This is a genomic window from Herbaspirillum huttiense (assembly GCF_047300815.1).
Taxonomy (GTDB): domain Bacteria; phylum Pseudomonadota; class Gammaproteobacteria; order Burkholderiales; family Burkholderiaceae_D; genus Herbaspirillum; species Herbaspirillum huttiense_A.
Window position 1 is genome coordinate 1,587,940 of sequence record NZ_CP178608.1, and the last position, 26,000, is coordinate 1,613,939.

The window sequence follows — 26,000 nt, forward strand, 5'->3', positions numbered from 1 at the left end:
ACACTTTGGGCTCGGCCTTCACAGTCTTGTAGTAAGCACCGCGCCTGGCAATCCCGAACCACGCGCAGATACTGCTGATAGCTACGTCTAAACTGTCTTGTTTGACTCCCCGGAAGATGGTCTCGATTACTTGTCTTCCTCGCCCAGTAAGGATGCCAATTCTTTTATGGCGCGAAGCTCCAACATGGCTTCCCCGCAGGCTTCCTGGAGCTCCTTGAGTTGCTGCTCGTACTGCTCCCTTACATCCAACGCTTTAGAACGCAGGGAGTTCTCCACCCCTTTGCGGTCTTCATCGACCCATTCTTCGATTTCTGAAGGCGGGATATCAAACGACCTGCTAGCCGCCCCTACTGTCGTCATTTCATGGATAGTCTCTATCGCCAGCGCCGCTTTGCGCTTGGCTGTCCAATGCTTGAATTCTTCTTCCTTGACCTGGCTCGTTACGATTTCCTGTGAGGTCTAGCGCCTGAGCAGCTTCTTATTTGCTCATTGCAACCCCATTGCCATAGGAAGTGGCACATGGTCTGGTGTAAGTAGCCTAGCGTTGGTAACTGTTTAATGGTCGAAGGCAAGGTTTTTCTTGATTAATACGTAGAACTGTTAAGTTAGAGATTCGTGATGTACACGCTATTGGCTGCGCAATGCGAGAAATCAATTCTGTTTCGAATTAGAATCGTTGTTGCAGTAAGGGGAGGCGACGAGATTGAGTATCAAAAGTCGCCCAGAAATATTCCATCGATAAAAAGTAGAATAAACATGACTATTTTGGATAATCGCTATTGCTCATGGTGTTATAACAAAACATATCACTTTCTTTCTGAAAAAAATGTTATCAGTCGAGACGTCTACGAATGTGGTACATGTAGCGATCAATCGATTGAATGTCGTGTGCCAGGGTGTCAGAACATGGCACGTAGCTCTTCAGAAAGCAGCGATCATCTTTGCGCTGAACACAATGGCTCCATTGCTGCGTTCGAGTCTTTGAATGTCAAACTGAATGACATAAACGAATATGGAAAGATATTCCAACGTAGGTCTATCAATGTTGCAAGAGCTGCGAAAATTGGTGTAGGTGTTGCTGGCGGCATTGCAGTTTTTACCCCCGCCGTACTAGCCGCAGGGCCTGCTCTCGCTAGTGCTTTGGGGAGCGCCGGGTTACTTGGCGCTGCAGGAACTGGAACAGCGATTAGCAGCCTTTCGGGGGCAGCATTGACTAGCGCATCATTGGCTGCTATTGGCGGAGGAACGATGGCGGGAGGGACTATTATTGTCTCTGCGGCCGGGGCCGCATTGGGCGCGTATCAAGGAGCGGTTGTAAGCAACAGCTATTTTGGTCAGGTGGATCATTTCGATATTAGTCGAATTCAATATGGAAATAAGCACGCCATCATCGTCCTAAATGGATTTTTATCTCAAGGCGATCGTAATGTTGACGACTGGAGGGCACAGCTTCAAATGGCCTTCCCTAAAAATACTTGGTATCACACTGATTGGGAGGCCCATGCATTGCGTAAGCTAGGGCATCTAGTCTCTATTGCACCGAAGGCGGCAGGCCTTGAGTTTGCCAAGGGTTTGGCCAAGCAAGCTTTGAAGGAGGCCGGGAAGAAGATAGGGCCGTTTTCCATTCTTAGTAGCTTGACGGATCTGCTGGCTAATCCGTGGCATCGAACTATGATCAAAGCCCAAATGACCGGAATCATGTTGGCTGACGCAATTGCGCGGACGCCAGGATGGAAGTTTACGTTAGCAGGGCACTCGCTGGGAGCGAGGGCTGTGTATTTTGCGTTGAAGGCCCTCGCGACTCAAGATAAGCCGCGCATCGAAAATGTTTACCTGTTGGGGGGCGCTGTGGGTGGGGGGGCTAAAGACGATGAAGGTTGGGAGCAGGCGGCGCAGGCGGTAAAAGGGAAGATATATAACTGTCACTCTAGCGAAGACACCGTGCTTCAATATCTCTACCAGGGCGCTAATGGCATGCAGAGCAAGCCAATTGGATATTTACCGATACATCTGGATCACGACAAGATCTTCAATTTCGACTGTACTGAGCTGGTGGCGGGGCATCTGCAATGGAAGGCGCAATTTGCCGAGATTGTTAAGCAGCTTAAGCCCTATAGATAACGCTATTCGACATATGAATCCAATACGAGAAACTCCGCCAGAGGACTTGCTGAGCGCTGAAGAATGCATTCTTTATCGGGATAAATTGCGCGCAGCGCGCTATTCTGCTTTGGCAGATAGTGAAGGCTTTGATGCTGTTTGCTTCGCATTGGAAGAACTCGGTATGCGTTTGCTACGGCGTCAAGCAGATATGAATACATACCGAGAGCGCATAGGTTTCTATGCAAGTAAGTCTTGTGTGTTTGACGATCTGGTAGAAGAGTCTAGCTTTAAGTCCTTTAACAGCTTATATGACATAGTGCGCAGAGCACGAAACGACTCTATGCATCAAGGAGCTTATGCCCGGCACGCGACGACGGCAGCAATTGAGTTGTGCATTGGATTGGAAGAGGGGCTGATGGCAGTGGATCAAAGATTAGTTAAGGATGTAATGGTTGGTTCCGTAGTGGTAGTTGAGAAATGGCATCTGATTGCTCAGGCGAGGAAATTAATGCTCATGCACTCGTTTTCTTTTTTGCCAATTTTTATAGACTGTAAATGGCATCTCATATCCGAACTTGCTCTGGCTAAGTTCTTGCAGGTAGCTTCGAAAGAGAAATCTAAGAGATTGGGGATGAATATCTCAGATGCTGCTCAGTCCGGATTGACGTTAATTCCAGTTTCGAGCCAAGCTCTCCTTCGTGCGGATATGAACGTCGAAGATGTGCTGTCCAGGGCCAATATTCAACTTTCCCAAGTTCTTTGGTTGATACCCCATCCAAAAATTGACTCCGAATTGCTCGGAGTTCTGTCTCCTTTTGAGCTGATGTAATTCGAGGATTTAATAAAGGCATATCTAGACGGAATTCGTCAAAAATTAGCTTGCGGATTGTGCGGGTAATCTTCGCTATGGCGGTCAGCTTTATCAAATAGAAAGGGATTTCGTCATTGTTTAGGATGTCAAGGAAAAGGGGGCAGATGCCGATATATTCAGGTCGGGTCTGCACCTCCGACGACGGAAGCAAAGCCTCTCAAGGCTAGTTCATGGAGCGAATAATTTCCCGGCTCTACATCTTCCCCAATTTTGAAATCTTCAATCACAAGTGCTAAGCATCGCGGACCTTCGTTACGTATGAAATATTCGTATCTGGCTGCAAGCTCGTCGTATTGATGCCAAATACTGTACCTGTAGAATCAAAGACCGGACCACCTGATGAACTTCCATGCAAATGCGTGGAAGTCTGAAAGCACGGCCAAGTCAGTACTAAAGAATCACTTTTGATGGGAAAATGTTAGGCGATTGCACCCTCATAAAAATGAGGATTGAGGTATATCGCAGATTTGTTTTCCAACGGCTTAATTACTGTGTCCGGATACGCATACGTAAAATTAAGACGCTGCCGCGAATCTTGACCGGTTAGAGGATGAGTGGTGCCCTCTAAATCACCAAGGCGGTTCCAGTCACAGAGTGCGACTGGTTCATATCAAAGCACGATGGCGACGCCTCGAGAGAGAATTCTCATTTGACGGTATATGGAATTGGATGGGAGGGCGGTACCGTCAAAAATGACGGTATTAAGCGTTGATGTAACGCCACGTCCTTGCCCGGACGCGAACAACAAAAAGCCCGCTGTGTCCGTAGACACGCGGGCTTTCAAACATCTCTGTACTGCATAGAATAATTCTGTGGTGCGGGAGCCGGAATCGAAGATTCAGCACTGGCGCTGCTTTCCTGGTGTATGACTATTTTTTACTGCGATAGTTACTGCAATTCGGGAACGGTGCGCCGGTTTTGGTATGGATTCGATACCGCTTTTGCCCGGAAAGATTCGGACTTATCTGCGTACCTTTCCGGCCCTTTGCTGGCCCGCCATGCTGGTGCTGCTGGTTTTTTGGGCTGACAGGGTGCGCACTTATGTTCGGATTTATCGCCGCTCCGCTTTTGGGTTGTTGGGCGAAGTGAGGTTTCGTCAAGTTTTCACTTGATCGCGTTTCAAACGCTACCCTTTCCCCGAGACGCCCAAAATGGGAGTCTCGACCTAAAGCCGGATGGGTATTCTTCGCCAGTAGGCCAGCCCCTCGAATTAAGGGCGCAGCTATTGAGGCTTGTTTGCCCCAACGCTGTGAAAGTCTCGTTTCCGTGGATACCTGATTGGATACTTCCTGCTTGTCCGCCAGATAGTGGGGGCATCGATATCAAGGAATCGTCAATGGTGGGTCAAGGTATTGATTCGCCGCATCGCCCACTCTATTTGCCTGAAACCTTCACTTGAAACCTTGATGCTTCTTGCGTTTCGGTCAATCCTGGTCTTGGTCGGCTGTGACCCGGATGCCCATTTGGGGCGTCCGGCCAAAGCTCAATTTCAAATTGTGCAAAGCAGATCATTACGGCCACTTCCCCCGACCGGGCCGCCCCGCCGATTGATTTACTTTGATTGTTTTTCAACTACCGGTAGCGCTCGGGGAACTCGCGCATTACGCGGATTGCGGGCTCCCCGATACTTGGGAGGATTTCAAATCGGATCAAGTCCTTGCTTCTGCCGCTCCAAGGCTTCGCACTGATGTCGAAACCATGCCAAGCAGTCCGGGATTGATGCCAGGGACTGCCGCTTGCTGGCCTCCCTGATCCGCTTTGCTGATTCTGGGTTGATTCTTGCGGCCAAGCAATAAACACCTATCAGCCGCTCAAGTTCCCGGATATTCGCCAGCCATTCGGTAATCGGTCGCGGTCTGATACTGATAGCCGCCATCGCTTCCGCTTGCTCCAATGTCATGCCGTCTACTTCCATAAATTCCCGGATCAAGTCTTCGCTTTCCCGTGACGAATGAGAAGTGCCGTTTTTTGCTGGGGACATTGGGGACATTGGGGACACCGCTACTGGCGCGGCTTTCCGCTGTCCCCAGTGGTTTTTCGCAGTGGGGACATTGGGGACAAATACGCGACTTTCTATGATTTTGTCCCCAGTGTCCCCAGTCACGTTTTCATGGTGGGGACGGCGCAAACCCGCGCCGGTATTGGTTGTCCCCAATGTCCCCAGTGTCCCCACTGTTTTTGGGCTATTCTGCGTTAGCTTTGAGAAGTCGAGGCGCATTATTCAGCCTCCCACATCTTCGACGTAAACACATAGCATCGGGTTGTGCTGCCAAGAACGGGGATTCTTGGTTTCTGGGTCGGCCTGCCATCCTTGCCGGGTTGCAACCATCCGGCGGCCAGAAGTGCAGATATTGCCGCCTTGGGATCAAAGCCTTGGCAAACATCCCGCTTAAATGCTTCCTGCAAAACCAGAAACTCCCGTTCTCCATTCTCACCGATGCGGTAGAACCCGGCCCGGTTGATGATTCGGGGCTCATTGGTCGCGTGGATATCCTCAAACCTGCTCGCGGCGTGGGCCTCAAAGAAGGCCCGCACCTGGGACAAGATGCCGCGCTCCTCTCGGTTCCCTGTACCGCCAAAGGCTTGTAGCCAAGCATCAAAGCATTTACGCGCTGCCTGGTCGGCGTCGCCTTGCTGCCATCCGGTGATGCCGTAGTGCGTTGCCAGCTCGCCAGCAGCGGCAACCAGTGCGAAACGCTGGGCCACCCGCTGAACTTGGCTTGCGGCTTCAGCAGGCACAGCCTCAGAGACAAACTGCTTCATGCCGTCCGCTATCGTCGCGACCAAGGCTTCCCGGTCTTTCACAATGGCGCGCAGCCACGCAATGCCCGCGGTTCCATAGTTGGCGGCTGCTGCCTCCTTCACGGCCAAGGCCAGATCAGCAGGGGAAGCCAGGTCATGCAAGAACTCGAAGGAACCCATGCCCACGCCTGCATCGGCCTCGATATCAGCAAGGCGGATTTCCTGCCCCGCATTGGCTTTCTTCCCGGCCCTTGCCATCAGGGCAGATAAAGACTCCTCACCAGCAGAAAGGAACAGGACACGCCACCGCGAAGACTGCCGCGCAGTGCCTGTGCGTGATGCTCTGGCCTTGCCTTGCCCGTTCGCCAGCAGATAGGCCGACTCCCCCGCCTCCTTGGGGTCGATCTGGCTCAGTTCGTCAAGAATCAGCAGGCCGTCATTGTGCAGGGCTGCCAGTCCTTCGAGGCCGTTTGCCGTGGCCCGCCAAAGCCTGGGGTATGTGCTGGGGCTGCCCCATACAGATGCCGCCGCCTTGAGTGCCGTTGTCTTGCCTGACGATGATCCGCCGCGCAGATGGAACCCGCCTGAGTCCTCATTGACGATATCCGCCAGCGGCCCAGCAAAGGCCGCCGACAAGGCAAACACCAGCCGCGAATTTCCACCGGCCAGCCTGCCCACGGTATCGCGCCAGCCGTCCAGGGTGCCAGCAGTCGAGAAGGCGGGTTCAATGGCGTGAGAGTTCTGGAAGACTACTACCTCCCCATCTTGGCCGATGGACTCCGTTGGCGTCACATACACATGCCCATGCCACCCAAGGCGCTCCACACTCCGCGCACGTTCTTTCACCGGCCAGACCTGGATATAAGTCGCCAGATGATCGCGGGTGCCGCGCCTGGTAGTGATGGCGAGTCCATTACTCGCAAGCTCCCGGCGCATGTCGATGCCATCGCCTTGCAGGGCCTCCATTGGGATAGCCTGTTGATGGCGTACTCCGTCCGCATCGTGCCAAGCCAGCAGGCGGCCCCAAGCACCGCTTTTGCTGTCGCGGGTCATGGCGATGACTTCCAGCGGGGCACAAATCCATTGCGGTGCCGTGCTGTTTCCCTGGCTATCTGTACCAACATAGAAGACGCCGCGCCGCATGGAAAGCTCAAAATGTCCGTCCCCATAGCGGCAAGTCTTGGGGGCTTCTTCCTCAACCAATGAAACCGGCTCCGTCGCTGGCAAATCCTGCTTCTGCACCGGCTGGGCTTCCTTAATAGCCTGGCGCACCAGCTCAGCGCCGCCGTCCAATTGGTGAAGGTCATTAAAGTCCGTGGGCTTTCCTTCATCAATGGGGAAGACTGGCATTGCCAGATAGCCGCCCACCGCTCGCGCCGCTGCTGTGGCCTTCTCGATGCCCACATTCCCGCCTTCATTGAAGCGGTCATTGTCGGCGCACACGATGATTCTGATATCAGGCAGCTTGCCGTGCAGAGCCCGCGCTACATCTTCCAGGTTCCCAGCATTGAAGGCCACCGCCACCGGAAAACCCGTGGCAGCGTGCAGACTGGCACCAGTCGCAAACCCCTCGCAGATCAGCAGAGTATCAGCAGGCTTGCCGCCCAAACTGTAATAGCAGCCCTTGATCTTGCCGTGACTCTTGAATCGCTTGCTCCCGTCTGCATCGATGAATTGCGCGCTGGTGATTCTCCCAGTGGCGTCACGGATCGGGACGATCAGGGTGCGCCGATCCTTGAACTCCTTCAGGCCGTAGGGCTTGATGCCCTTGCGCTGGCAATAGGGATTGTCGTCCGTGGCGTCACGCGCAGCAGCCCAAATCCTCGCGCAATCTGTAGCCGCTGCGGCTTCCATCTCCACGCGTTCAAACTCTGCTATCTGCCTTGCCTTCTCGATCCTGGCGCGATACTCCGCCCGATCAGCATCTGTCATCGTGCTGTCTGGTTGGCCGCACCATTTTTCAGAGAGCCCGGTTTTCCAGTCGCCAAAAGCCCCAGCCGGGACACCATCGCCGTGCAGAACGTACCAGGCGGATTTCTTGCCGGGTTTGTCTTCCGGGCCGTCAAAACGGCGGCGCTGTCCGTCAGCCACAACTTCAGGCGGTTGCAGGCCATACGCTGCCAAGGCTTCAGCAAATTGAGATTCGACTTGCGACATCGATGCAATCATCCGCAAGCCTCCCTCATCTGTTCTGCCTTGAGGCGCGCACTAAAGCGATGCTCGCTGCCGCTCTTGTGCGAGTTGCCGGTTTCTTCTGCCAAGTGACTGATGCAGCTAACCGCATCTTCAGAGATAGCGGCAATCGCCTTGAAGGCTTGCGCGAGTTTTTCCGGGTGCAGATATGTTTCCGGCGTTTCCATCGCCATGAGGGCGAGATTCGCAATTCCGGTGATACGGTCGAAGCCGGACTGCGAAAGCGCATCCATGTCGTAAATAGCCGCGCGCAAGGTCTTGACTTCTTCAGCGTGGGATTGATTAGGTGTAGTGGTGCGTGTCATGGCGTGACTCCTTTGGTGTGGGTTACACCGCTTCCCGTTTCCAAACGGGGTGGGCGGCGAATAGTAGGATTGGAAGACCGGTACACCAAAGGAAAACCGGCAGGCCGAAGCCTCCCCACTACCGCCGCCCATTGAAGACGCGCGACAGCATACGCACGAAAAAAAGCCGCATTGTGCGGCCCGTGCGCTTTGATGTTATCCAGGCTTCCAAACCCGTTCCCCTCTTTCTCGGGGATCCGCTGATTATCACGCCAGCGCGCCAAGAGCGTCAAGTTAGCCATTGGTGCGCCCCTCCAAAATGTACATTCCGATACGGTGATGCTCGCCGCTCTCCGTCTGCTCGACGCGCATTACGGTCTTGACGGGCTTACCCTCGCCGCGCAACTCGTAGATACGTGGGCGGGGGTCGTAAACATCCAGAAAGCGCATCGCTTCAAAGGTGGTGATATGGCCGGTACGCTGCATGGCCTTCATCATTCGGGAACGCTGGTCCTCCCTGCTATTGCCAGGTGTGGTGCGGAGAATTTCCGTCAGTTGATTTATGCGCGAGGACATTATTTTCCCTCCTTGCTGGCACGATAGTTCAGCGGATCAGCAAAGAACCTGTGCAGTTCGCGGTTAGGGTAAGCGGTGCATCGTTCGGAGAACTTCACCGGCTGGGGCGCTTTACCGGCAATGACCAGTTGTCGGAACTTCTCGCGGGAGAATGGGGAGAATGGTTCGATTTGCTTCCAGCGGCTCATGCCGTCCGCTGGGAGTGCCTTGCTGGGGGATGCTGCGTTTTCCATGTTTGCCTTTCCTTGCACAGTGCCGCCGCAACGGGGCGGAGTGATGCAAGGTTCGCAAACAGCTAGTTCTTTGTCTTTATCGTCTAGCCGCTAGACGTGTCGGTGTGGCGGCTAGACGTGTCGGTCTAGCTGCTAGTCAGACTCGCGGAACCATTCTGCGATAGTTCTTTGCGCGTTCGATTCCTTCAAACTAACGCCGAGGGTTTTCCCGTGGGCGATAACCTCCTTCATGAGTTGATACGCTGCGTTGCTAGCAGAAGGCCAACTGCGCATTTTGTATTTCTCGACTGCCCATACTCTCAGTTCGTGCAGTGGGGCGTACCTCTTTTTAGCGCCGCTCTTGCCGTTGTGCTTTGAGTGCTGCTTGATAATGCACGTAGGGCAAACGTAATGCGAATCAAAATCAGGGGTGCCGGCCACTAATCCGACATATAAAAAAGATTGACACAATCTGAAGACGGTTAGCTCATCGTAATTTTCTGAGTCGCCGGTCAACATCAGATTTACCATTACTTGGGCAAGGAGCTGCTCAGCTTTCTTTCTTAGGCCGCCTTCGGTTTGATGTAGATTGTTAGATGGCGCGTTCTCCGCCATAAACGAAACCGCTTGTTCGGAATTTTCTGGATCAATACCGAGACGTTCGAGCTGCTCGAAAGTTATCTCTCGTAACCAAGCGATTTCATCATCATATGGTCCAAGACCGCCTTCCGCTTTGAGCTGTTGCTCTCGTTTAAATACGGGTGGTTTTCTTCCGCGCTTTTGGATTAGCAATTTCTGCCCCTTACCCCTTCAAATCGGGAGCCATGCCAGCAGGTCAAAGGGGCAACAACCTGTTTTCCCGCCGTCGCGGTAGGCATGACAAAAAGTTAGCCACTAGGCGGCCTTGATTGGTATAACGGTCGCACCGGCGCGCAAAGTGTCCACATGATCAGACCATGCCTGCATCATCTTGCGTCGTTCCTCCAGGTACTGCGCCTTTTGATAGACGCCTTTAACGCCTGCCTCCTTGTGGGCTAACTGGCGGTCGATTGCTTCTGTGTTCCAGCCCATTTCTGCAAGCATGGTTGCCGCCGTGTGCCTGAATCCGTGCGGCTGGATCATGTCGGCACTGTAGCCAAGTCCTTTGAGAGCCTGATTGATAGTGCCTTCCGACAAAGGACGCGCACCAGCTCTCACGCCAAACACATATTCGCCATTTCCAGTGAGTGGCCGCAATTCGGTGAGGTAGCTCACCGCCTGAGATGAGAGCGGGACGATATGATCGGCTCCGGTCTTGGGGGCGACATAGCGCCACTCTCGCGCATCCAGGTCGATATCGGCCCAGCGGGCCGCGCGAAACTCTCCAGGGCGGGTGAATAGCAGGGGAAGCAAGCGAAGTGCCGTCTTCACCATCGGGGAGCCGGTATAGCCCTCGATATCGCGCAGAAGCTGGCCTAGCTGTTTTGGGTCTTTGATGTGCGAGTAATTCTTGCCCTCATGGGGTTTGAGTGCGCCGCGCAGATCAGCGGCAATGTCACGCTCGGCGCGGCCCGTGGCGATGGCATAGCGCCATATCTGGCCTGACTGCTCGCGCAACCGGTTCGCCGTCTCTGTCGCGCCCCGATCTTCTACACGGCGCAGACATTCCAGTAGGGCAGGGGCTCTGATTTCAGCGATGGGCAATTTGCCCAGCCAGGGGATAAGGTCTTTTTCGAGATAGGCAAGGGTGCGGCCTGCATGGCTCTCTGACCAGCCGCTGACGCGGCTTTCATACCATTCGCGCGCCACATACTCGAATGAGTCAATGGACGGCAGGCCAGATGCCTCCCGCTTTTCTGCTGCCAGCTCGGCGCGTTGCGTGGCCTTGCTGGCTTTGCGCGATTCGCTGGGGTCGATGCCTGCCGCTACTTCCTTGCGCGCCTGCTCCGCAAAATCTCGCGCTACCTTCAGGGTGGTTTCGGGATATTTGCCAAGGCTGATCGTCTTGCGCTTGCCGCTGATGGTGTAATCCAGTCGCCAGGCTCTGCCGCCGCCCTTCACCGCTAGCAGCAAATACAGTCCCCCGCCATCATCAATGCGGCCCTTGCCGTTATGCGTGGTCGCTGTCGCCTTCAAACCACGAAGGGTAGTGTCTGAGATTTTGTTGATCGCCATGGCTGGCAGCCCTTTCGCAGTAACCGGCAGTGAAAATGCAGTAACTCGAATTGCAGTAACCCGTCTATTTTAGGTTTACTGCGATAGTTACTGCAATTCAGGATTGCAGTTACTGGTTTTGCGTGGGCAACGATGGGCAACAAAAAAGCCCTTGTTCGTTTAGAATCAAGGGCTTATGTGCAAACTTTGGTGTTGCTGGGCATACTAATGGTGCCGGGAGCCGGAATCGAACCGGCACGCCTTGCGGCGCGGGATTTTGAGTCCCGTGCGTCTACCTATTCCGCCATCCCGGCGACGCGAGCCAGCGATTATTACCGATTTCGCATTCCGGAGCAAGCCCTTCAAGCGCCCGGTAACGCCGCAATGCAAATTATTTACCGCACACCGCCTCAATGGCCCGTTCCCCGGTCGAGCCGGGAATGGGATCCTGCAGCTTCACGTCCGAATATGCCAGCTGCGGCGCCAGCAGCAACTGGCCCTGGCCATCGGCCTGCGCATACATCTTGCGGCTGCCAAAGCCGAGCTGGCGCGCCGTGCAATCAAAGTAGGCAGTCGAGACCTCCGACAGGTAATACGTCTTGCTGCCCTGGCCCATCAATAGCTGCGGACGGTTCCAGTTCAGCAGGATCTGCGCCTGCCGCACGCTGCGGGTGCTCACGATGCTGCTCTTGTCGATGAAGAAGCTGCCGATGTTGTTCTCCCCCAGCGGCATCCACTCGGCATGCGCCGGCAGGCAGGTCGCAGTCAGCAAAATGGCCAGCAGCAGGGACCGGCGTGGCGCGGAGAAAAAAGAAGAGAAGCGTGGATCCATGTCGGGCTGGGCGTCGCGTCAGGTCAGCATCATGGCCAGCATGGCGACATCGTCCTCCAGCAACAGCACCAGCGTGATGCTCCAGAAGAGCAGCTCCGCCAGCAAGCGGTGTCCTGTCATGCGCAGGCTTGCAGCCATGTCCAACTCATCGATCGCGAAAAATGAAAGTGCGGCCATCCTAACATGCCCTTTACGATTGAACATGCCCCCACCGCATGAAATCCCCTCACGAAAAAATGGCCCGCACCAGGCGAGCCACTTGTTGCTGCAATACAGACCGGCGAGCAATCAGATCGCCGCAGCAATCGCCTTGCCCACTTCCGTGGTATTGCTCTTGCCGCCCAGGTCCGGGGTGGTCGGTCCGTTGACCAGCACCTCTTCGATGGCCGCCAGCATGGCGTCGTGTGCCTGGCGATACTTGCCTTCGCCATTGCCCAGGAAGTCCAGCATCATCGCGCCGGACCAGATGGCAGCCACCGGGTTGGCGATGTTCTTGCCGAAGATGTCCGGTGCCGAACCGTGCACCGGCTCGAACAGCGACGGCAGCTCGCGCGTGGGATTGATGTTGGCCGAGGGCGCAATGCCGATGGTGCCGGCGCAGGCCGGGCCGAGGTCGGAGAGGATGTCGCCGAACAGGTTGGACGCCACCACCACATCGAAACGGTCCGGGTTCAGCACGAAGTGCGCGGTCAGGATGTCGATGTGGTACTTGTCGCGGCGCACGTCGGGATACTTGGCGCCCATGGCTTCGACGCGCTCATCCCAGTAGGGCATGGTGATGGCGATGCCGTTGGACTTGGTGGCCGAGGTCAGGTGCTTCTTGGGGCGGCTCTGCGCCAGGTCGAAGGCGAACTTCAGGATGCGGTCGGTGCCCTTGCGGCTGAACACCGATTCCTGGATCACGGTCTCGCGCTCGGTGCCTTCAAACATGCGGCCACCAATGGCGGAGTACTCGCCCTCGGTGTTCTCGCGCACCACGTAGAAATCGATGTCGCCCGGCTTGCGGTTGGCCAGCGGGCAGGGCACGCCCGGCATCAGGCGCACCGGACGCAGGTTGACGTAGAGGTCGAAGTCGCGGCGGAATTTGAGCAGCGAACCCCACAGCGAGACGTGGTCCGGCACCGTGGCCGGCCAGCCGACCGCACCGAAGAAGATGGCTTCAAAACCCTTCAACTGATCGAACCAGTCATCCGGCATCATCTTGCCGTGCTGCGCGTAATAGCCGCAGTGCGCCCAGTCGAAATGGGTGAACTCGATGTCGATGCCGAACTTCTTGCTGGCGGCCTCGACCGCGCGCAGGCCTTCGGGCATCACTTCCTGGCCGATGCCGTCACCGGCGATGACGGCGATCTTGTGGGTCTTGCTCATCCTTGCTGCTCCTCTGGAAAAAGGGGAAACCGGCTTGCCGGGGCTGTATATGAAGTGCAGCCATCATAAATCGCTTCCCGCGCGGGATCATCCACGAACTGGTGATTTTATAAAACACGATTCGTGAACAGTGCAGAAAACGTCAGCCATGAAAAAAGGCAGTGCCGTCATCACAGCACTGCCTTTGCCCGGTGAATCTGCTGCACGGGCCCGCGTCAGCCGCCCAGCGTCTCGCCCCAGAGACTCACGCCCATGGTGTGTTCGGCGCCCGGTTCCAGTTCCACCAGGTCGTCCATCACATTGGCGGTCTCGATGCACAGCATGCGCTGCCAGGCATCATCAGCAAACTGCGACAGGCGGCGCGCCTTGCTCACCCACGGGTTCCAGACCACGGCCGAAGTGGAGCCGCTGGCCTCGATGTGGATGCGGCGGTTCCAGCCCTCGTCACGGATGGCCAGGTGCGGCGGCAGGTCCAGATAGATGCGGTCGGTCTCGCTGCTGACCACCAGCGGACGCTTCTGCTCGCGCTCGGCCCAGCCTTCCAGGGTTTCGATGTAGCGCTGGCCTTCGAGGCCATCGACCGTCACGTTGTGGATGCTGCTGACCGCAAAGTAGCTGTGCAGCGCTTGCGTCAAGGCGATGTGCTGCTCGCTGTTGTTGCGGGTGGTGAGTTTCAGGTGCAGGCGGTCGTCCAGCAGGATTTCCAGGCGCAGCTCGATGCCCGGCGGCAGGTGGCGCAGGGCGGGCGATTCGGTCGTCGGCGGGATGGCCAGGACCAGGCGTACGGTGTCGCCTTCGATGGCGTTTTCCATCAGGAGCCAGGGGATGCCGCGCACCAGGCCGTGCGCCGGCAGGCGGCCACCGGCGTGCAGCGCCTGCACCTGCGGCGGGTTGCGCATGAGGTCGCCGAACCACGGCCAGCACACCGGAATGCCGCCGCGCACCGAATTGCCGGCCTCGAAGGCGGCTTCCTCGCTCATCCAGATCACCGGCTCCTGCCCGTGCACCTGGTAGCGCAGCACCTGCGCGCCTTGCTCGGCGATCAGCAGTTCGGCACGCTCGGTCTGCACGCGCAGGCATTGCAGCTGATTGACTTCGATGCGCTGGATGTGGGGAAGATCGGGCGGGACTTCCTGTTCGTCGATGAGGCTCATGCTGCTACTCCAAGAGAATTCGTTGCGATTGCGCAAGACTGCCACATTTCGGGCGTTTGCGGGAGATTGGCCGCTGGGGCAGGCGATGCGCAGCGTCTCGCGGGCATGGGAGAGAGGATGGACGTGGGACTATAATCCACAGATCGTGGACTCCAATGCCTACATATCGTGAACAATTCTCCCCTGCTTGAAGACCTGCGCCTGTTCTGCGTGGTGGCGCGTCACAGCAACTTTGCGGAATCGGCACGTGAAGTGGGTGCCTCGCCGGCCTACATCAGCAAGCGCATCGCCCTGCTGGAACAGGCGCTGGGCGTGCGCCTGTTCCATCGCACCACGCGCAGCGTGGTCATGACCGAGGATGGCGGCAATGTCCACGAATGGGCGCGCAAGATCCTCGATGATGTCGAGCAGATGATGGAAACCGTCAGCAGCGCCAAGCGCGTGCCGCGCGGCTTGTTGAAGATCAGTACCAGCTTCGGCCTGGGGCGCAAGGTGGTCTCGCCCTTGCTGTCGCGCTTTGCCAGCGAACATCCGGAACTGAAGATACAGCTGGAGCTGGTGGACCGGCAGATCGATCTGGTCAACGAGGGCATCGACCTCGATATTCGCGTGGGGGCGGGGCATGAGCCGCACCTGTTCTCCAAGCGCATCCTGCCCAGCCAGCGCGTGCTGTGCGCCAGCCCGGCCTATCTCAAGAAGCATGGCACGCCCGCTGACCTGGCCGCGCTGCGCCAGCACCAGTGCCTGGTGATCCGCGAGCGCAATCAATCCTTCGGGATCTGGCGCATGATGGGCCCCAAGGGGCAGGAGACGGTGAAGGTGTCCGGCGGGCTGGCCTCCAACCACGGCGAGATCATCCACCAGTGGGCGGTGGATGGGCACGGCATCATCCTGCGCTCGATCTGGGACGTGGCCGACAGCCTCAAGCGCGGGCGGCTGGTGCGGGTGTTGCCGCAGTATTTCCAGGAGGCCGACCTGTGTGCGGTCTACCCGATGCAGTTGAAGAATTCGGCCAAGGTGCGGGAGTGCGTGCGCTTCCTGCAGAAGCACCTGGATGTGACGGCGTCGTCGGCGACGGTGTAGCCGAGATCGTTCAACGCCCGTCCAATCGCTGCCGCACGATGCGTTCCAGCACCTGTGCCACCAGCGCCACCGAGGCATCCTCCGCATGGCGGCGATGCTGCAGCAGGCGCAACGGCGGCGCCTCCAGCGGCAGGGGCGGGCGCAGACAAGTCAGCGCCACCGGGTGCGCGGCGGTCGCGGCCGGCACGCAATGCATGGGCATGACCGCGATCAGGTCCGAGCCCTGCAACAGGGCCGGGGCCATCAGGAAATTCGGGACCACCATGCCCACGCGACGACGCAGCCCCTGCATGGCGACCTGTTCGTCGATCATGCGGTTGAGGGTGTCGTGGCAGGCGATCTGCAGATGTGGATACGAGAGCCAGCGCGCCAGCGTCAGCGAATGGGCGGCAGGATGATCGCGTCGCATGACGGCCACGCAGCGCTCCTGCAGGACTTCGCGTCCGCGCAGCTGGCCGCCCGGGGCGGCACTGCCCAGCACCAGGTCGGTCTGTCCGCGCTCCAAGCGGGCGGTCGCATCGGCGTCGCCCAGCCAGGTCTGGAATTCCAGGTCCAAGGCGGGCGCGGCCGTAGCCAGCTCCTGATACAGCGCATGCGCTACGACTTGCGCCGGATAGTCCGGCATGAGGATGCGCACGCGCTGCGTCACAGCGGCTTGCGATGGCACCTGCTGCGTCGGGCTGGCCATCTGCGCCTGCGCATCGCCGGCCAGCATCTGGCGCACCGATTCACGCAGCGCCTGTGCCGTGGCTGTCAGCCGCATCTGCGTGCCGCCATCTTCCAGCAGCGGATCACGAAGCAATTGCCGGCATCGCTCCAGCGCACTGGCGGCAGCCGGCAGCGGCAGGCCCACGCGCGCGGCGGCGCGCGCCAGGTGCACTTCATCGAGGACGGCATCGAGCAGGCGCAGCAGGCGCGCATCCATCCCGGCCAGGGCCGGCAGGACGGGAGACAGGGCGGGGGAAAGGCTGGCAGCGGAATTCATGGTGCAGTGGGGCGGTGGCAGCGAAATAAAACTGGCCTGCTGCCAGGACGGCAGCAGGCCAGGGGCGCGAGTGTAGCCGCTTAGCCGGTGGCCCACAAGCGGCGCTTGGGGCAACGTCGCGGTTTAGCCGAAGGCTTCCTTGATGGTCTGGATCTTGCCCATGTCGGTGGCGTCATAGCCGGCCAGGTTGTTGACCACCTTGCGGAAGCTGTCCGATTGCAGGATGTCGATCACCGAGCGGATCAGCGGATCCTGCAAGGACGCTGCCGGCAGCGCGAAGAAGTAGCGCTCGCGCACCAGCGGAATGAAGCCCAGCCCGAAGCGTTGCGCCGCCGTCTGTACGCCGAAGCCGACATCGGCCATGCCGCTGGCGATGAAGGCCGCCACCGCCGAGTGCGTGAACTCGGTGTTCTCGAAACCGTTGATCTTCTTGTGGGCGATGCCGGCGCCGTTGAGCATGAGTTCCAGCAGCATGCGCGTGCCCGAGCCCGCTTCACGGTTGACGAAGCGCAGGTCGGTGCGGGTCAGGTCAGCCAGGCCGCGCAAGCCTTTGGGATTGTCCGGTTCGATGAACAAGCCCTGGTTGCGGATGGCCAGGTGGATCAGGCAATCGCTGCGCTTGTTGAGCCACTTGGCATAAGCGGCGATGGCCGGTTTCTCGAATTCGCCCAGCGGTACGTGGAAGCCCGCCAGGTCGCACTCCTGGCGCGACAGCGCCGCCACCGCATCGGTGCTGTGGCGATAGCGCACCTCTACCGGCAGGCGGGCTTCGTTGATCTTGTTGAGCAGCGCCGCCACCGCAAAGCCGTGGCTGGCGTTCAGGCGCACCTTCTCTGATTTGCCTTCGACCGTCTTGCCCAATTCCACTTCCAGCTCCGAGGCCAGGCTGTCCAGGGTCGGGGACAGACGCGCCGTCACCAGGCGATCGGCCCACAGCAGCTTGCTGGCGAAATCGGTCAGTGTGGTGCCGCGGCCACGGCCGCTTTCAATCAAGGCGTTGCCGAACAGGCGCTCGGCGTCGCGCAACAGGCCCCAGGCATGGCGATACGAATAGCGAGTCAATTGCGCGGCACGCGCAATCGAGCCGCTCTGCTGGATCGCCGTGAGCAGCGTCAACAAGTTGGCCGTGTCCAGCGCCGCCTCGTTGTCATAGGCGATTTCCCAGTGAGGTTTGATGTGGACTTTAAACATTTATGTGAAAGAAAGCATATTGAAACGGCCGTTTATCGGTGATAATTTCGCGTCACCCCGCATAAATGATAGGAAATATATGCGGTGTTGTACATAAATAAATAAATTAAAAGAGAAGGATATCGCCGCAAAGATGGGCTGGAGTCACGATCCGGCCCTACCGGCTTTGCGATGCAATCCTTCCTTCGATTTACCCACATCACACACACATAAAATATTCGGAGGAATAATGGCTTTCGATTTCCTGAACAAGGAACACACGGTCGCCAAGCCCGGCTTCAATCGCTGGCTGGTACCGCCAGCGGCACTCGCAATCCACCTTTGCATCGGCATGGCCTACGGTTTCTCGGTGTTCTGGCTGCCGCTGTCCAAGGCCCTGGGCGTGACTGCGCCCATCGCCTGTGGCGCCGACATCGGCTTCTTCGCGCAAGTCTTCTCGTCCACCTGTGACTGGAAGATTTCCATGCTGGGCTGGATGTACACGATGTTCTTCGTCCTCCTGGGCATCTCGGCCGCACTGTGGGGCGGCTGGCTGGAACACGCCGGTCCCCGCAAGGCCGGTGTGGTGGCTGCCATCTGCTGGTGCGGCGGCCTGCTGATCTCGGCCCTGGGCGTGAAGACGCACCAGATCTGGCTGATGTGGCTGGGCTCCGGCGTCATCGGTGGCGTCGGTCTCGGCCTGGGCTACATCTCGCCGGTGTCGACCCTGATCAAGTGGTTCCCTGACCGTCGCGGCATGGCCACCGGTATGGCCATCATGGGCTTCGGTGGTGGCGCCCTGGTTGGCACCCCGCTGGCCGATGCGCTGATGAAGAAGTTTGCTTCCCCCACCTCGGTGGGCGTGTGGGAAACCTTCGTGGTCATGGCCGTGATCTACTTCGTCTTCATGATGGCCGGTGCCTTCGGTTACCGCGTGCCGCCCACCGGCTGGAAGCCGGCTGGCTGGACCCCGCCGGTGGCCAAGTCCTCGGCGACCATGATCACCCAGAACCACGTGCACGTCTCCAAGGTCTGGGGCATTCCCCAGTTCTGGCTGGTGTGGCTGGTGCTCTGCCTGAACGTGTCGGCCGGTATCGGCGTCATCGGCATCGCTTCGCCGATGCTGCAGGAAGTCTTCGGCGGCAAGCTCTTGGGCGTGGACATCGGTTTCAATGACCTGTCGGTCGAGCAGAAGGCCGGTATCGCGGCACTGGCTGCCGGCTTCACGGGCCTGATCTCGCTGTTCAACATCGGTGGCCGTTTCGCCTGGGCTTCGTGCTCCGACTTCTTCGGCCGCAAGATGACCTATGCCATCTTCTTCGTGCTGGGCTTCGTGCTGTACGTGAGCCTGCCGTGGTCGGCCAAGTCGGGCAACATCCCGCTGTTCGTGGGCGCGGTCTGCATCATCCTGTCGATGTATGGTGGCGGCTTCGCTACCGTGCCGGCTTACCTGGCCGACCTGTTCGGCACCCAGATGGTGGGCGCCATCCACGGCCGCCTGCTGACCGCGTGGGCAACCGCCGGCATCCTGGGTCCGGTGGTGGTGAACTACATGCGTGAGTACCAGCTGTCCCTGGGCATGCCCAAGAACGAGGTCTACAACACCACCATGTACATCCTGGCCGGCATGCTGGTACTGGGCCTGATCTGCAACCTGCTGATCCGCCCGGTCGACGCCAAGCACTTCATGACCCCGGAAGAACTGGCCCGTGAAAAGCAGCTGGCCCACGAAAAGTCGGCCGCCGATGCCGCCGTCACCGCCGGTTCGGGCGACATGTCGCAGATCGGTAGTGGCGGCAATCCGCTCTTCATCGGCCTGGCCTGGGCCGCTGTCGGCATTCCGCTGATCTGGGGTATCACCCTGGTGCTGCAGAAGTCGGCCGTGCTGTTCCGTTGATCAGGTAAAACCTAATTGACGGCTTGATTGTTCGATTACGTAGTGTTGTAAAGAATCAGTCAAGCCATCTCGACTCACCCGCAGGCCGGCTCCACCCGGCCTGCACGCAGGACCGCAGCGGCGAAAGCCGCTGACACAAGCTGCCATGGCCCCGTGAACCAGGGCAGCTTGTGTCAGCGACTATCAAAAAACAGGAGCATGGCCCGTCCCCCGGTAAGGGCAGGCCAGCATCCGCAGTGTTCACACCAACCCATCAAGGCAGGGCGAACATGCAACAACGGAGACCAGCTGGTTCATCTCGCACGGCCGTGCGCACCCTTCACCGGGGCAGCGTCATGCCGCCGCATTGTTCTCCCCATCCCTTGATCTGCTTTCCCCAGGCTGCTCCTCCCTAGGCGCGGCCATTTCCTTTCATTCGTCATTTGCGCGGACCCCAGAAGATCCTCCGGGAGAAGGACCAGGTCCGCATCGAAGCAACACAGGAGGCAACAATGAAGAGGCAACAGGTTTTCGACGTGGCGGCGGTGCGCGGCATCATCGCTGAACGTAAGGGCATGGCCGGCGCCATGCTCCCCATCCTGCACGGCATCCAGGACAAGGTCGGCTACATCCCTGCCGATGCGGTCCCGATGATCGCGGGTGAGCTGAACGTCTCGCGCGCCGAGGTGCATGGCGTGATTTCGTTCTATCACTTCTTCCGCCAGGAACCGGCCGGCCGCCACGTCGTGCAGGTGTGCCGCGCCGAGGCCTGCCAGGCGCGCGGCAGCGAAGCGTTGGCTGAACATGCACAGAACGTGCTGGGCTGCGGTTTCCATGAGACCAGCGCCGATGGCCAGTTCACGCTGGAACCGGTGTATTGCCTGGGCCAGTGCGCCATCGGGCCCAACCTCACGTTCGACCACGAGCTGCACGCCCGTGTCGACGCCGACAAATTCAAGCGCCTGATCCAGGCCAAGCGGGAGGCATGATGAGTACGCACGAACCCGTGACCATCTACGTCCCGCGCGACTCCACCGCGCTGGCGCTGGGCGCCAACGAAGTCGCAGCCGCCATCGCCGCCGAAGCGCAAAAACGCGGCCAGTCCATCAAGCTGGTGCGCAATGGCTCGCGCGGCATGTTCTGGCTGGAGCCGCTGGTGGAAGTGGCCACCGCAGCCGGCCGCGTGGCCTATGGGCCGGTGACGCCCGAAGATGTCAGCGGCCTCTTCGATGCGGGCCTGCTGGCCGGAGGCCAGCACACGCTGCATCTGGGCCTGACTGAAGAAATCGGTTTCCTCAAGAATCAGGAGCGCCTGACCTTCGCGCGGGTCGGCATCATCGATCCGCTCTCGCTGGACGATTATCTGGCCCATGAAGGTTATGCCGGATTGAAGAATGCGCTGGCCAAGACACCGGAGGCCATCGTCCAGCAGATGATCGATTCGGGTTTGCGTGGCCGGGGCGGTGCGGCCTTCCCGACCGGCATCAAATGGCAGACCGTGCTGCGCGCACCGGCCGCGCAGAAGTACGTGGTCTGCAATGCCGATGAGGGCGACTCGGGCACCTTCTCGGATCGCATGATCATGGAGGACGATCCCTTCACGCTGATCGAAGGCATGACCATCGCTGCCGTCGCGGTGGGCGCGACCGAGGGCTACATCTATGTGCGCTCCGAATATCCGCATGCGATTGCGACGATGAACGACGCCATCGCCATCGCCACCGAGCGTGGGTACCTGGGCGATGACATTCTCGGTTCCGGCAAATCCTTCCGGCTGGAAGTGCGCAAGGGCGCAGGGGCCTACATCTGCGGCGAAGAAACCGCCATGCTGGAAAGCCTGGAAGGCAAGCGCGGCGTGGTGCGCGCCAAGCCGCCGCTGCCGGCCATCGAGGGCCTGTTCGGCAAGCCGACCGTCATCAACAACCTGATCTCGCTGGCCTCGGTGCCGGTGATCCTGGCGCGCGGCGCGGACTTCTACAAGAACTACGGCGTAGGGCGCTCGCACGGCACGCTGCCGTTCCAGCTGGCCGGCAACATCAAACAGGGTGGCCTGGTGGAGAAGGCCTTCGGCCTCACGCTGCGCCAGTTGCTGGAAGACTTCGGCGGCGGCAGTGCCTCGGGCCGTCCGATCCGCGCGGTGCAGATGGGCGGGCCGCTGGGCGCGTACCTACCGCCCTCGCAATTCGATACACCGCTCGACTATGAAGCTTTCGCCGCGATCGGCGCGATGATCGGGCATGGCGGGCTGGTGGCGTTTGACGACAGTGTCGATATGGCCAGACAGGCCCGCTACGCCATGCAATTCTGTGCTGTCGAATCCTGCGGCAAGTGCACCCCTTGCCGCATCGGCTCCACCCGCGGCGTGGAAGTGATCGACAAGATCATCGCCAACGAGGAACGCCCGCAGCAGATCCATTTGTTGAAGAGCCTGTGCGACACCATGGTCAATGGTTCGCTCTGCGCCATGGGCGGCATGACGCCGTTCCCGGTGCTGTCGGCCCTGAACCATTTCCCCGAAGACTTCGGCGCGCCCGGCGAACAGGCAGCCTGATCCCATCAGCGATTTAGCGCATCAGCGCATCAGCGAATGCAAGGAGTTGCACCATGAATCAGCTCAACGAAACGGATTACGGCACGCCCGCACGTGCCTCGGAACAGATGGTCACGCTGGAGATCGACGGCGTGGCCGTGACGGTCCCGGCCGGCACCTCGGTCATGCGCGCCTCGGTCGAGGCCGGCATCAACGTGCCCAAGCTGTGCGCCACCGACAGCCTGGAACCTTTTGGTTCCTGCCGCCTGTGCCTGGTGGAAATCGAAAAGGATGGCCGCAAGATGAAGGGCTATCCGGCCTCCTGCACCACGCCCTGCGAACCGGGCATGAAGGTGCAGACGCAGACCCCCAAGCTGGCCGAGATCAGGCGTGGCGTGATGGAACTCTACATCTCGGATCACCCGCTGGATTGCCTGACCTGTCCCACCAACGGCAACTGCGAACTGCAGGACATGGCCGGCGTGGTCGGCCTGCGTGAAGTGCGCTACGGTGACGAGGGCGAGAACCACACCAAGATGAAGAAGGATGAATCCAATCCCTACTTCACCTATGACCCTTCCAAGTGCATCGTCTGCAACCGCTGCGTGCGGGCTTGCGAAGAAACGCAAGGCACCTTTGCGCTGACCATCAACGGCCGCGGTTTCGAGTCGCGTGTCTCGGCCGGGCAGATGGAAGCCTTCATGGAATCCGAATGCGTCTCCTGCGGCGCCTGCGTGGAGGCCTGTCCGACCGCGACGCTGACGGAAAAGACCGTCATCATGCTGGGCCAGGCCGAGCACAGCAAGGTCACCACCTGCGCCTATTGCGGCGTGGGTTGTTCCTTCAAGGCCGAGATGAAGGGCAATGAAGTGGTGCGCATGGTGCCGTACAAGGATGGCAAGGCGAATCAAGGCCACTCCTGCGTCAAGGGCCGCTTCGCCTGGGGCTATGCGACCCACAAGGACCGCATCCTGAACCCCATGATCCGTAAGAGCATCAACGACCCCTGGCGCGAAGTGTCGTGGGAAGAAGCGCTGTCCTACGCGGCCAGCGAGTTCCGCCGCATCCAGGCCAAGCATGGCAAGGATTCCATCGGCGGCATTACCTCTTCCCGCTGCACCAACGAAGAAACCTATCTGGTCCAGAAACTGGTGCGCGCCGCCTTCGGCAACAACAACGTCGATACCTGCGCCCGCGTCTGCCACTCGCCGACCGGGTATGGCCTGAAGCAGACCCTGGGTGAATCGGCCGGTACGCAGACCTTTGAATCGGTGATGAAGTCCGACGTCATCCTCATCATGGGGGCCAACCCGGCGGCCGGCCATCCGGTGTTCGCTTCGCAGATCAAGCGCCGTGTGCGCCAGGGCGCCAAGCTGATCGTGATCGATCCGCGCACTACCGAGATGGTCAAGTCCCCGCACCTGCAGGCCGACTATCACCTCAAGCTGCGCCCCGGCACCAACACGGCCATCATCACGGCGCTGGCCCATGCGATCCTCTCCGAAGGCCTGCAGAACGAGTCCTACATCCAGGAACGCTGCGACCTGCAGTCGTACCAGGACTGGAAGCAATTCGTCCTGCGCGAAGACAATTCCCCCGAAGCCATGGCCGCCGTCACCGGCGTGCCCGCTGACATCATTCGTGGCGCAGCTCGCCTGTACGCCACCGGCGGCAATGCCGCGATCTATTACGGCCTGGGCGTGACCGAACATGCGCAAGGTTCGACCACCGTGATGGGCATCGCCAACCTGGCCATGTGTACCGGCAACGTCGGCCGCGAAGGCGTGGGCGTGAACCCGCTGCGCGGGCAGAACAATGTGCAGGGCTCCTGCGACATGGGTTCCTTCCCGCATGAGTTGCCGGGGTATCGGCACATTTCGGACTCCACCGTGCGTGGCCAGTTTGAACAGGCCTGGGGTGTGACGCTGAACCCGGAGCCGGGCCTGCGCATTCCCAACATGTTCGATGCGGCCCTCGATGGCAGCTTCAAGGGTTTGTATTGCGAAGGGGAAGACATCGTCCAGTCGGACCCGAATACCCAGCACGTTGCGGCGGCCTTGCAGGCCATGGAATGCATCGTGGTGCAGGATCTGTTCCTGAACGAAACGGCCAAGTACGCGCACGTCTTCCTGCCCGGTTCGTCCTTCCTGGAAAAGGATGGCACCTTCACCAACGCCGAGCGCCGCATCTCGCGCGTGCGCAAGGTGATGCCGCCCAAGGCCGGCAAGTCCGACTGGGAAGTCACGGTGGCGCTGGCCGAAGCGCTGGGTTACCCGATGCCGTACAATCACCCCTCGGAAATCATGGACGAGATCGCCGCCCTGACCCCCAGCTTCCACGGCGTGAGCTACGACAAGCTGGAAAAACTCGGCAGCATCCAGTGGCCCTGCAACGATGCCGCGCCGGAAGGCACGCCCATCATGCACGTAGGCAGCTTCATCCGTGGCAAGGGCAAGTTCATCAACACGCAGTATTTCGCCACCGACGAGAAGGTGACGCAGCGCTACCCGCTGATCCTGACCACCGGCCGCATCCTGTCGCAGTACAACGTGGGCGCGCAGACGCGCCGCACCGAGAACTCGCAATGGCACAGCGAAGACCGGCTGGAAATCCACCCGCACGATGCCGAGGACCGTGGCATCCGCGAGGGTGACTGGGTCGGCGTGGAGTCGCGTGCAGGCCAGACCGTGCTGCGGGCGACGGTGACCGAGAAGGTGCAGCCGGGGGTGGTCTATACCACCTTCCACTTCCCCGAATCGGGTGCCAACGTCATCACCACCGACAACTCCGACTGGGCCACCAACTGCCCCGAGTACAAGGTGACGGCGGTGCAGGTGATGCCGGTGACGCAGCCCTCGCAATGGCAGCAGCACTACGAGCGCTTCAACCGTGCGCAGCTCGATCTGCTCAAGGGCGAGGCGCAGGCGGAACCCCTGGTGACGAAGTAAGCGGCGCGGGCCTGGCGGGCTCGTGCCGGCGTGATTTCCGCAGACACGAGCCCAACCCATCCGCATCAGGCAGGACAGCATGAACACACGCAACAGCAGCAGCCCAGTCATCGACGACACCACTGGCGACTACGCCACCTTCGCCCGCGTGCAGGTAGATCGCTGGCGCGATGGCCAGCGCGAGACGGTCGACGATGTGGTCGCCGAGGAAGTCCCCATCGCCCTCGAATACAACGGCATCTCGCACGCCGTGATGATGGCTACACCCGCCGACCTGGAAGATTTTGCGCTGGGCTTCTCGCTTACCGAAGGCATCCTGGCCGCGCCGGGCGAGCTGTATGAATGCGAGATTGTCCCCGGCTGCGAAGGCGTGCAGGTACAGATGCGCATCGCCACCGAGCGCTTCGTGGCGCTCAAGGAAAAGCGCCGCAACCTCACCGGGCGCACCGGTTGCGGGCTGTGTGGTGCCGAGACGCTGGAGCAGGCGGTGCGGCATCCGCAGGCCGTGCGCGGCGGCGCGGTGTTTTCGGTGGAGCAGGTGCATGCGGCTTTTGAGCAGATGCAGGCCGGGCAGCACTTGCAGCAGGCCACCGGTGCCACGCATGCGGCCGCGTGGATGGATGCGTCGGGCCGCATCGTGCTGGTCCGCGAAGATGTGGGCCGCCACAATGCGCTGGACAAGCTTATCGGCGCGCTGGCCGAAGAGGAGACCGATTTTTCGCAGGGCGCGGCCATCATCACCAGCCGCGCCAGTTACGAGATGGTGCAAAAGGCGGCCACGGTCGGCATCGGTTTCATCGCTGCCGTATCAGCCCCGACCGCCCTGGCGATCCGGCTGGCCGAAGAGACGGATGTGACGCTGCTGGGTTTCGTGCGCAAGCAGGGCCACGTGGTGTATGCGCGGCCGCATCGTTTGCGGTGAGGCAGCGGCGCGGATGAA

At 59.4% G+C, this 26,000-nt stretch carries 21 protein-coding genes and 1 tRNA gene; 8 read left to right on the forward strand and 14 right to left on the reverse strand.

The genetic code is table 11. The features are described 5' to 3' along the window. Positions 1–126: 126 nt before the first annotated feature. A complete protein-coding gene (locus ACLRDN_RS07200) occupies positions 127–447 on the reverse strand; it encodes a DUF1153 domain-containing protein (RefSeq protein ID WP_413460358.1) in 321 nt (106 codons plus the stop codon). 171 nt (positions 448–618) lie between these two features. Here ACLRDN_RS07200 and ACLRDN_RS07205 point away from each other — a divergent pair, with 171 nt between their 5' ends. Together ACLRDN_RS07205 and ACLRDN_RS07210 are read left to right on the forward strand one after the other, a co-directional pair. After that, a complete protein-coding gene (locus tag ACLRDN_RS07205) occupies positions 619–2,121 on the forward strand; it encodes a DUF726 domain-containing protein (RefSeq protein ID WP_413459579.1) in 1,503 nt (500 codons plus the stop codon). 13 nt (positions 2,122–2,134) lie between these two features. Beyond that, complete coding sequence (locus ACLRDN_RS07210) at positions 2,135–2,932, forward strand: hypothetical protein (RefSeq protein WP_413459580.1); 798 nt, start codon at positions 2,135–2,137, stop codon at positions 2,930–2,932. Positions 2,933–4,613: 1,681 nt separating this feature from the next. On the opposite strand, the gene ACLRDN_RS07215 is transcribed toward ACLRDN_RS07210, so the two are convergent. The 11 genes from ACLRDN_RS07215 to ACLRDN_RS07265 form a co-directional block, all read right to left on the reverse strand. Then, positions 4,614–4,964 (reverse strand): hypothetical protein, encoded by a 351-nt coding sequence (locus tag ACLRDN_RS07215; protein ID WP_413459581.1) that lies wholly within the window; start codon positions 4,962–4,964, stop codon positions 4,614–4,616. Between the two features lie 227 nt (positions 4,965–5,191). Then, positions 5,192–7,873, reverse strand: a complete 2,682-nt coding sequence (locus ACLRDN_RS07220; RefSeq protein ID WP_413459582.1) for a DUF927 domain-containing protein — start codon at positions 7,871–7,873, stop codon at positions 5,192–5,194. An 8-nt stretch (positions 7,874–7,881) separates the two neighbouring features. Further along, positions 7,882–8,214: a hypothetical protein gene (locus ACLRDN_RS07225; protein WP_413459583.1), complete on the reverse strand. Its 333-nt coding sequence runs from the start codon at positions 8,212–8,214 to the stop codon at positions 7,882–7,884. A gap of 273 nt (positions 8,215–8,487) precedes the next feature. After that, the gene (locus ACLRDN_RS07230) at positions 8,488–8,769 is read right to left on the reverse strand and encodes a helix-turn-helix domain-containing protein (protein WP_413459584.1); all 282 of its coding nucleotides are present in this window, start codon (positions 8,767–8,769) and stop codon (positions 8,488–8,490) included. Further along, positions 8,769–9,002, reverse strand: coding sequence for a helix-turn-helix transcriptional regulator (locus tag ACLRDN_RS07235; RefSeq protein WP_413459585.1), 234 nt, complete (start codon positions 9,000–9,002; stop codon positions 8,769–8,771). The genes ACLRDN_RS07230 and ACLRDN_RS07235 overlap by 1 nt, the downstream gene beginning before the upstream one ends. 132 nt (positions 9,003–9,134) lie before the next feature. After that, complete coding sequence (locus ACLRDN_RS07240; protein ID WP_413459586.1) at positions 9,135–9,773, reverse strand: hypothetical protein; 639 nt, start codon at positions 9,771–9,773, stop codon at positions 9,135–9,137. 102 nt (positions 9,774–9,875) lie between these two features. Next, positions 9,876–11,135, reverse strand: coding sequence for a tyrosine-type recombinase/integrase (locus ACLRDN_RS07245; protein WP_413459587.1), 1,260 nt, complete (start codon positions 11,133–11,135; stop codon positions 9,876–9,878). Positions 11,136–11,343: 208 nt separating this feature from the next. After that, positions 11,344–11,428 (reverse strand) — tRNA-Leu (locus ACLRDN_RS07250). Between the two features lie 77 nt (positions 11,429–11,505). Then, the gene (locus ACLRDN_RS07255; RefSeq protein ID WP_413459588.1) at positions 11,506–11,946 is read right to left on the reverse strand and encodes a surface-adhesin E family protein; all 441 of its coding nucleotides are present in this window, start codon (positions 11,944–11,946) and stop codon (positions 11,506–11,508) included. A 288-nt stretch (positions 11,947–12,234) separates the two neighbouring features. Further along, entirely contained in the window at positions 12,235–13,314 is a 1,080-nt protein-coding gene (locus ACLRDN_RS07260; RefSeq protein ID WP_413459589.1) for a tartrate dehydrogenase, read from the reverse strand. A gap of 215 nt (positions 13,315–13,529) precedes the next feature. After that, a complete protein-coding gene (locus tag ACLRDN_RS07265) occupies positions 13,530–14,468 on the reverse strand; it encodes a D-hexose-6-phosphate mutarotase (protein ID WP_413459590.1) in 939 nt (312 codons plus the stop codon). Positions 14,469–14,636: 168 nt separating this feature from the next. Here ACLRDN_RS07265 and ACLRDN_RS07270 point away from each other — a divergent pair, with 168 nt between their 5' ends. Beyond that, positions 14,637–15,551 (forward strand): LysR family transcriptional regulator, encoded by a 915-nt coding sequence (locus ACLRDN_RS07270; protein WP_413459591.1) that lies wholly within the window; start codon positions 14,637–14,639, stop codon positions 15,549–15,551. 10 nt (positions 15,552–15,561) lie between these two features. Here ACLRDN_RS07270 and ACLRDN_RS07275 read toward each other — a convergent pair whose 3' ends face one another. Both ACLRDN_RS07275 and ACLRDN_RS07280 read right to left on the reverse strand, forming a co-directional pair. Next, the gene (locus tag ACLRDN_RS07275; RefSeq protein ID WP_413459592.1) at positions 15,562–16,536 is read right to left on the reverse strand and encodes a LysR substrate-binding domain-containing protein; all 975 of its coding nucleotides are present in this window, start codon (positions 16,534–16,536) and stop codon (positions 15,562–15,564) included. 123 nt (positions 16,537–16,659) lie between these two features. Beyond that, a complete protein-coding gene (locus tag ACLRDN_RS07280) occupies positions 16,660–17,727 on the reverse strand; it encodes a substrate-binding domain-containing protein (protein WP_413459593.1) in 1,068 nt (355 codons plus the stop codon). Between the two features lie 229 nt (positions 17,728–17,956). On the opposite strand from ACLRDN_RS07280, the gene ACLRDN_RS07285 reads away from it, so the two are divergent. The 5 genes from ACLRDN_RS07285 to fdhD all read left to right on the forward strand — a co-directional run bounded on the left by ACLRDN_RS07285 (position 17,957) and on the right by fdhD (position 25,982). After that, positions 17,957–19,603: an OFA family MFS transporter gene (locus tag ACLRDN_RS07285; protein WP_413459594.1), complete on the forward strand. Its 1,647-nt coding sequence runs from the start codon at positions 17,957–17,959 to the stop codon at positions 19,601–19,603. Positions 19,604–20,094: 491 nt separating this feature from the next. Then, entirely contained in the window at positions 20,095–20,571 is a 477-nt protein-coding gene (locus ACLRDN_RS07290) for a formate dehydrogenase subunit gamma (protein ID WP_413459595.1), read from the forward strand. Then, positions 20,571–22,133 (forward strand): formate dehydrogenase beta subunit, encoded by a 1,563-nt coding sequence (locus ACLRDN_RS07295; protein WP_413459596.1) that lies wholly within the window; start codon positions 20,571–20,573, stop codon positions 22,131–22,133. Before ACLRDN_RS07290 ends, ACLRDN_RS07295 begins: the two co-directional genes overlap by 1 nt. A 53-nt stretch (positions 22,134–22,186) precedes the next feature. Then, positions 22,187–25,060, forward strand: a complete 2,874-nt coding sequence (gene fdhF / locus ACLRDN_RS07300; RefSeq protein ID WP_413459597.1) for a formate dehydrogenase subunit alpha — start codon at positions 22,187–22,189, stop codon at positions 25,058–25,060. Between the two features lie 79 nt (positions 25,061–25,139). Beyond that, positions 25,140–25,982, forward strand: a complete 843-nt coding sequence (fdhD, locus tag ACLRDN_RS07305; RefSeq protein WP_413459598.1) for a formate dehydrogenase accessory sulfurtransferase FdhD — start codon at positions 25,140–25,142, stop codon at positions 25,980–25,982. Positions 25,983–26,000: the final 18 nt, after the last annotated feature.

Excerpts from the sequence above, each read along its gene's own strand:
- ACLRDN_RS07205 (WP_413459579.1), top strand. The coding sequence starts at position 619 with ATGTACACGCTATTGGCTGCGCAATGCGAGAAATCAATTCTGTTTCGA.
- ACLRDN_RS07210 (WP_413459580.1), top strand. The coding sequence starts at position 2,135 with ATGAATCCAATACGAGAAACTCCGCCAGAGGACTTGCTGAGCGCTGAA.
- ACLRDN_RS07215 (WP_413459581.1), bottom strand. The coding sequence starts at position 4,964 with ATGTCCCCAATGTCCCCAGCAAAAAACGGCACTTCTCATTCGTCACGG.
- ACLRDN_RS07220 (WP_413459582.1), bottom strand. The coding sequence starts at position 7,873 with ATGTCGCAAGTCGAATCTCAATTTGCTGAAGCCTTGGCAGCGTATGGC.
- ACLRDN_RS07225 (WP_413459583.1), bottom strand. The coding sequence starts at position 8,214 with ATGACACGCACCACTACACCTAATCAATCCCACGCTGAAGAAGTCAAG.
- ACLRDN_RS07230 (WP_413459584.1), bottom strand. The coding sequence starts at position 8,769 with ATGTCCTCGCGCATAAATCAACTGACGGAAATTCTCCGCACCACACCT.
- ACLRDN_RS07235 (WP_413459585.1), bottom strand. The coding sequence starts at position 9,002 with ATGGAAAACGCAGCATCCCCCAGCAAGGCACTCCCAGCGGACGGCATG.
- ACLRDN_RS07245 (WP_413459587.1), bottom strand. The coding sequence starts at position 11,135 with ATGGCGATCAACAAAATCTCAGACACTACCCTTCGTGGTTTGAAGGCG.
- ACLRDN_RS07255 (WP_413459588.1), bottom strand. The coding sequence starts at position 11,946 with ATGGATCCACGCTTCTCTTCTTTTTTCTCCGCGCCACGCCGGTCCCTG.
- ACLRDN_RS07260 (WP_413459589.1), bottom strand. The coding sequence starts at position 13,314 with ATGAGCAAGACCCACAAGATCGCCGTCATCGCCGGTGACGGCATCGGC.
- ACLRDN_RS07265 (WP_413459590.1), bottom strand. The coding sequence starts at position 14,468 with ATGAGCCTCATCGACGAACAGGAAGTCCCGCCCGATCTTCCCCACATC.
- ACLRDN_RS07275 (WP_413459592.1), bottom strand. The coding sequence starts at position 16,536 with ATGAATTCCGCTGCCAGCCTTTCCCCCGCCCTGTCTCCCGTCCTGCCG.
- ACLRDN_RS07280 (WP_413459593.1), bottom strand. The coding sequence starts at position 17,727 with ATGTTTAAAGTCCACATCAAACCTCACTGGGAAATCGCCTATGACAAC.
- ACLRDN_RS07285 (WP_413459594.1), top strand. The coding sequence starts at position 17,957 with ATGGCTTTCGATTTCCTGAACAAGGAACACACGGTCGCCAAGCCCGGC.
- ACLRDN_RS07290 (WP_413459595.1), top strand. The coding sequence starts at position 20,095 with ATGAAGAGGCAACAGGTTTTCGACGTGGCGGCGGTGCGCGGCATCATC.
- ACLRDN_RS07295 (WP_413459596.1), top strand. The coding sequence starts at position 20,571 with ATGAGTACGCACGAACCCGTGACCATCTACGTCCCGCGCGACTCCACC.
- fdhF (WP_413459597.1), top strand. The coding sequence starts at position 22,187 with ATGAATCAGCTCAACGAAACGGATTACGGCACGCCCGCACGTGCCTCG.
- fdhD (WP_413459598.1), top strand. The coding sequence starts at position 25,140 with ATGAACACACGCAACAGCAGCAGCCCAGTCATCGACGACACCACTGGC.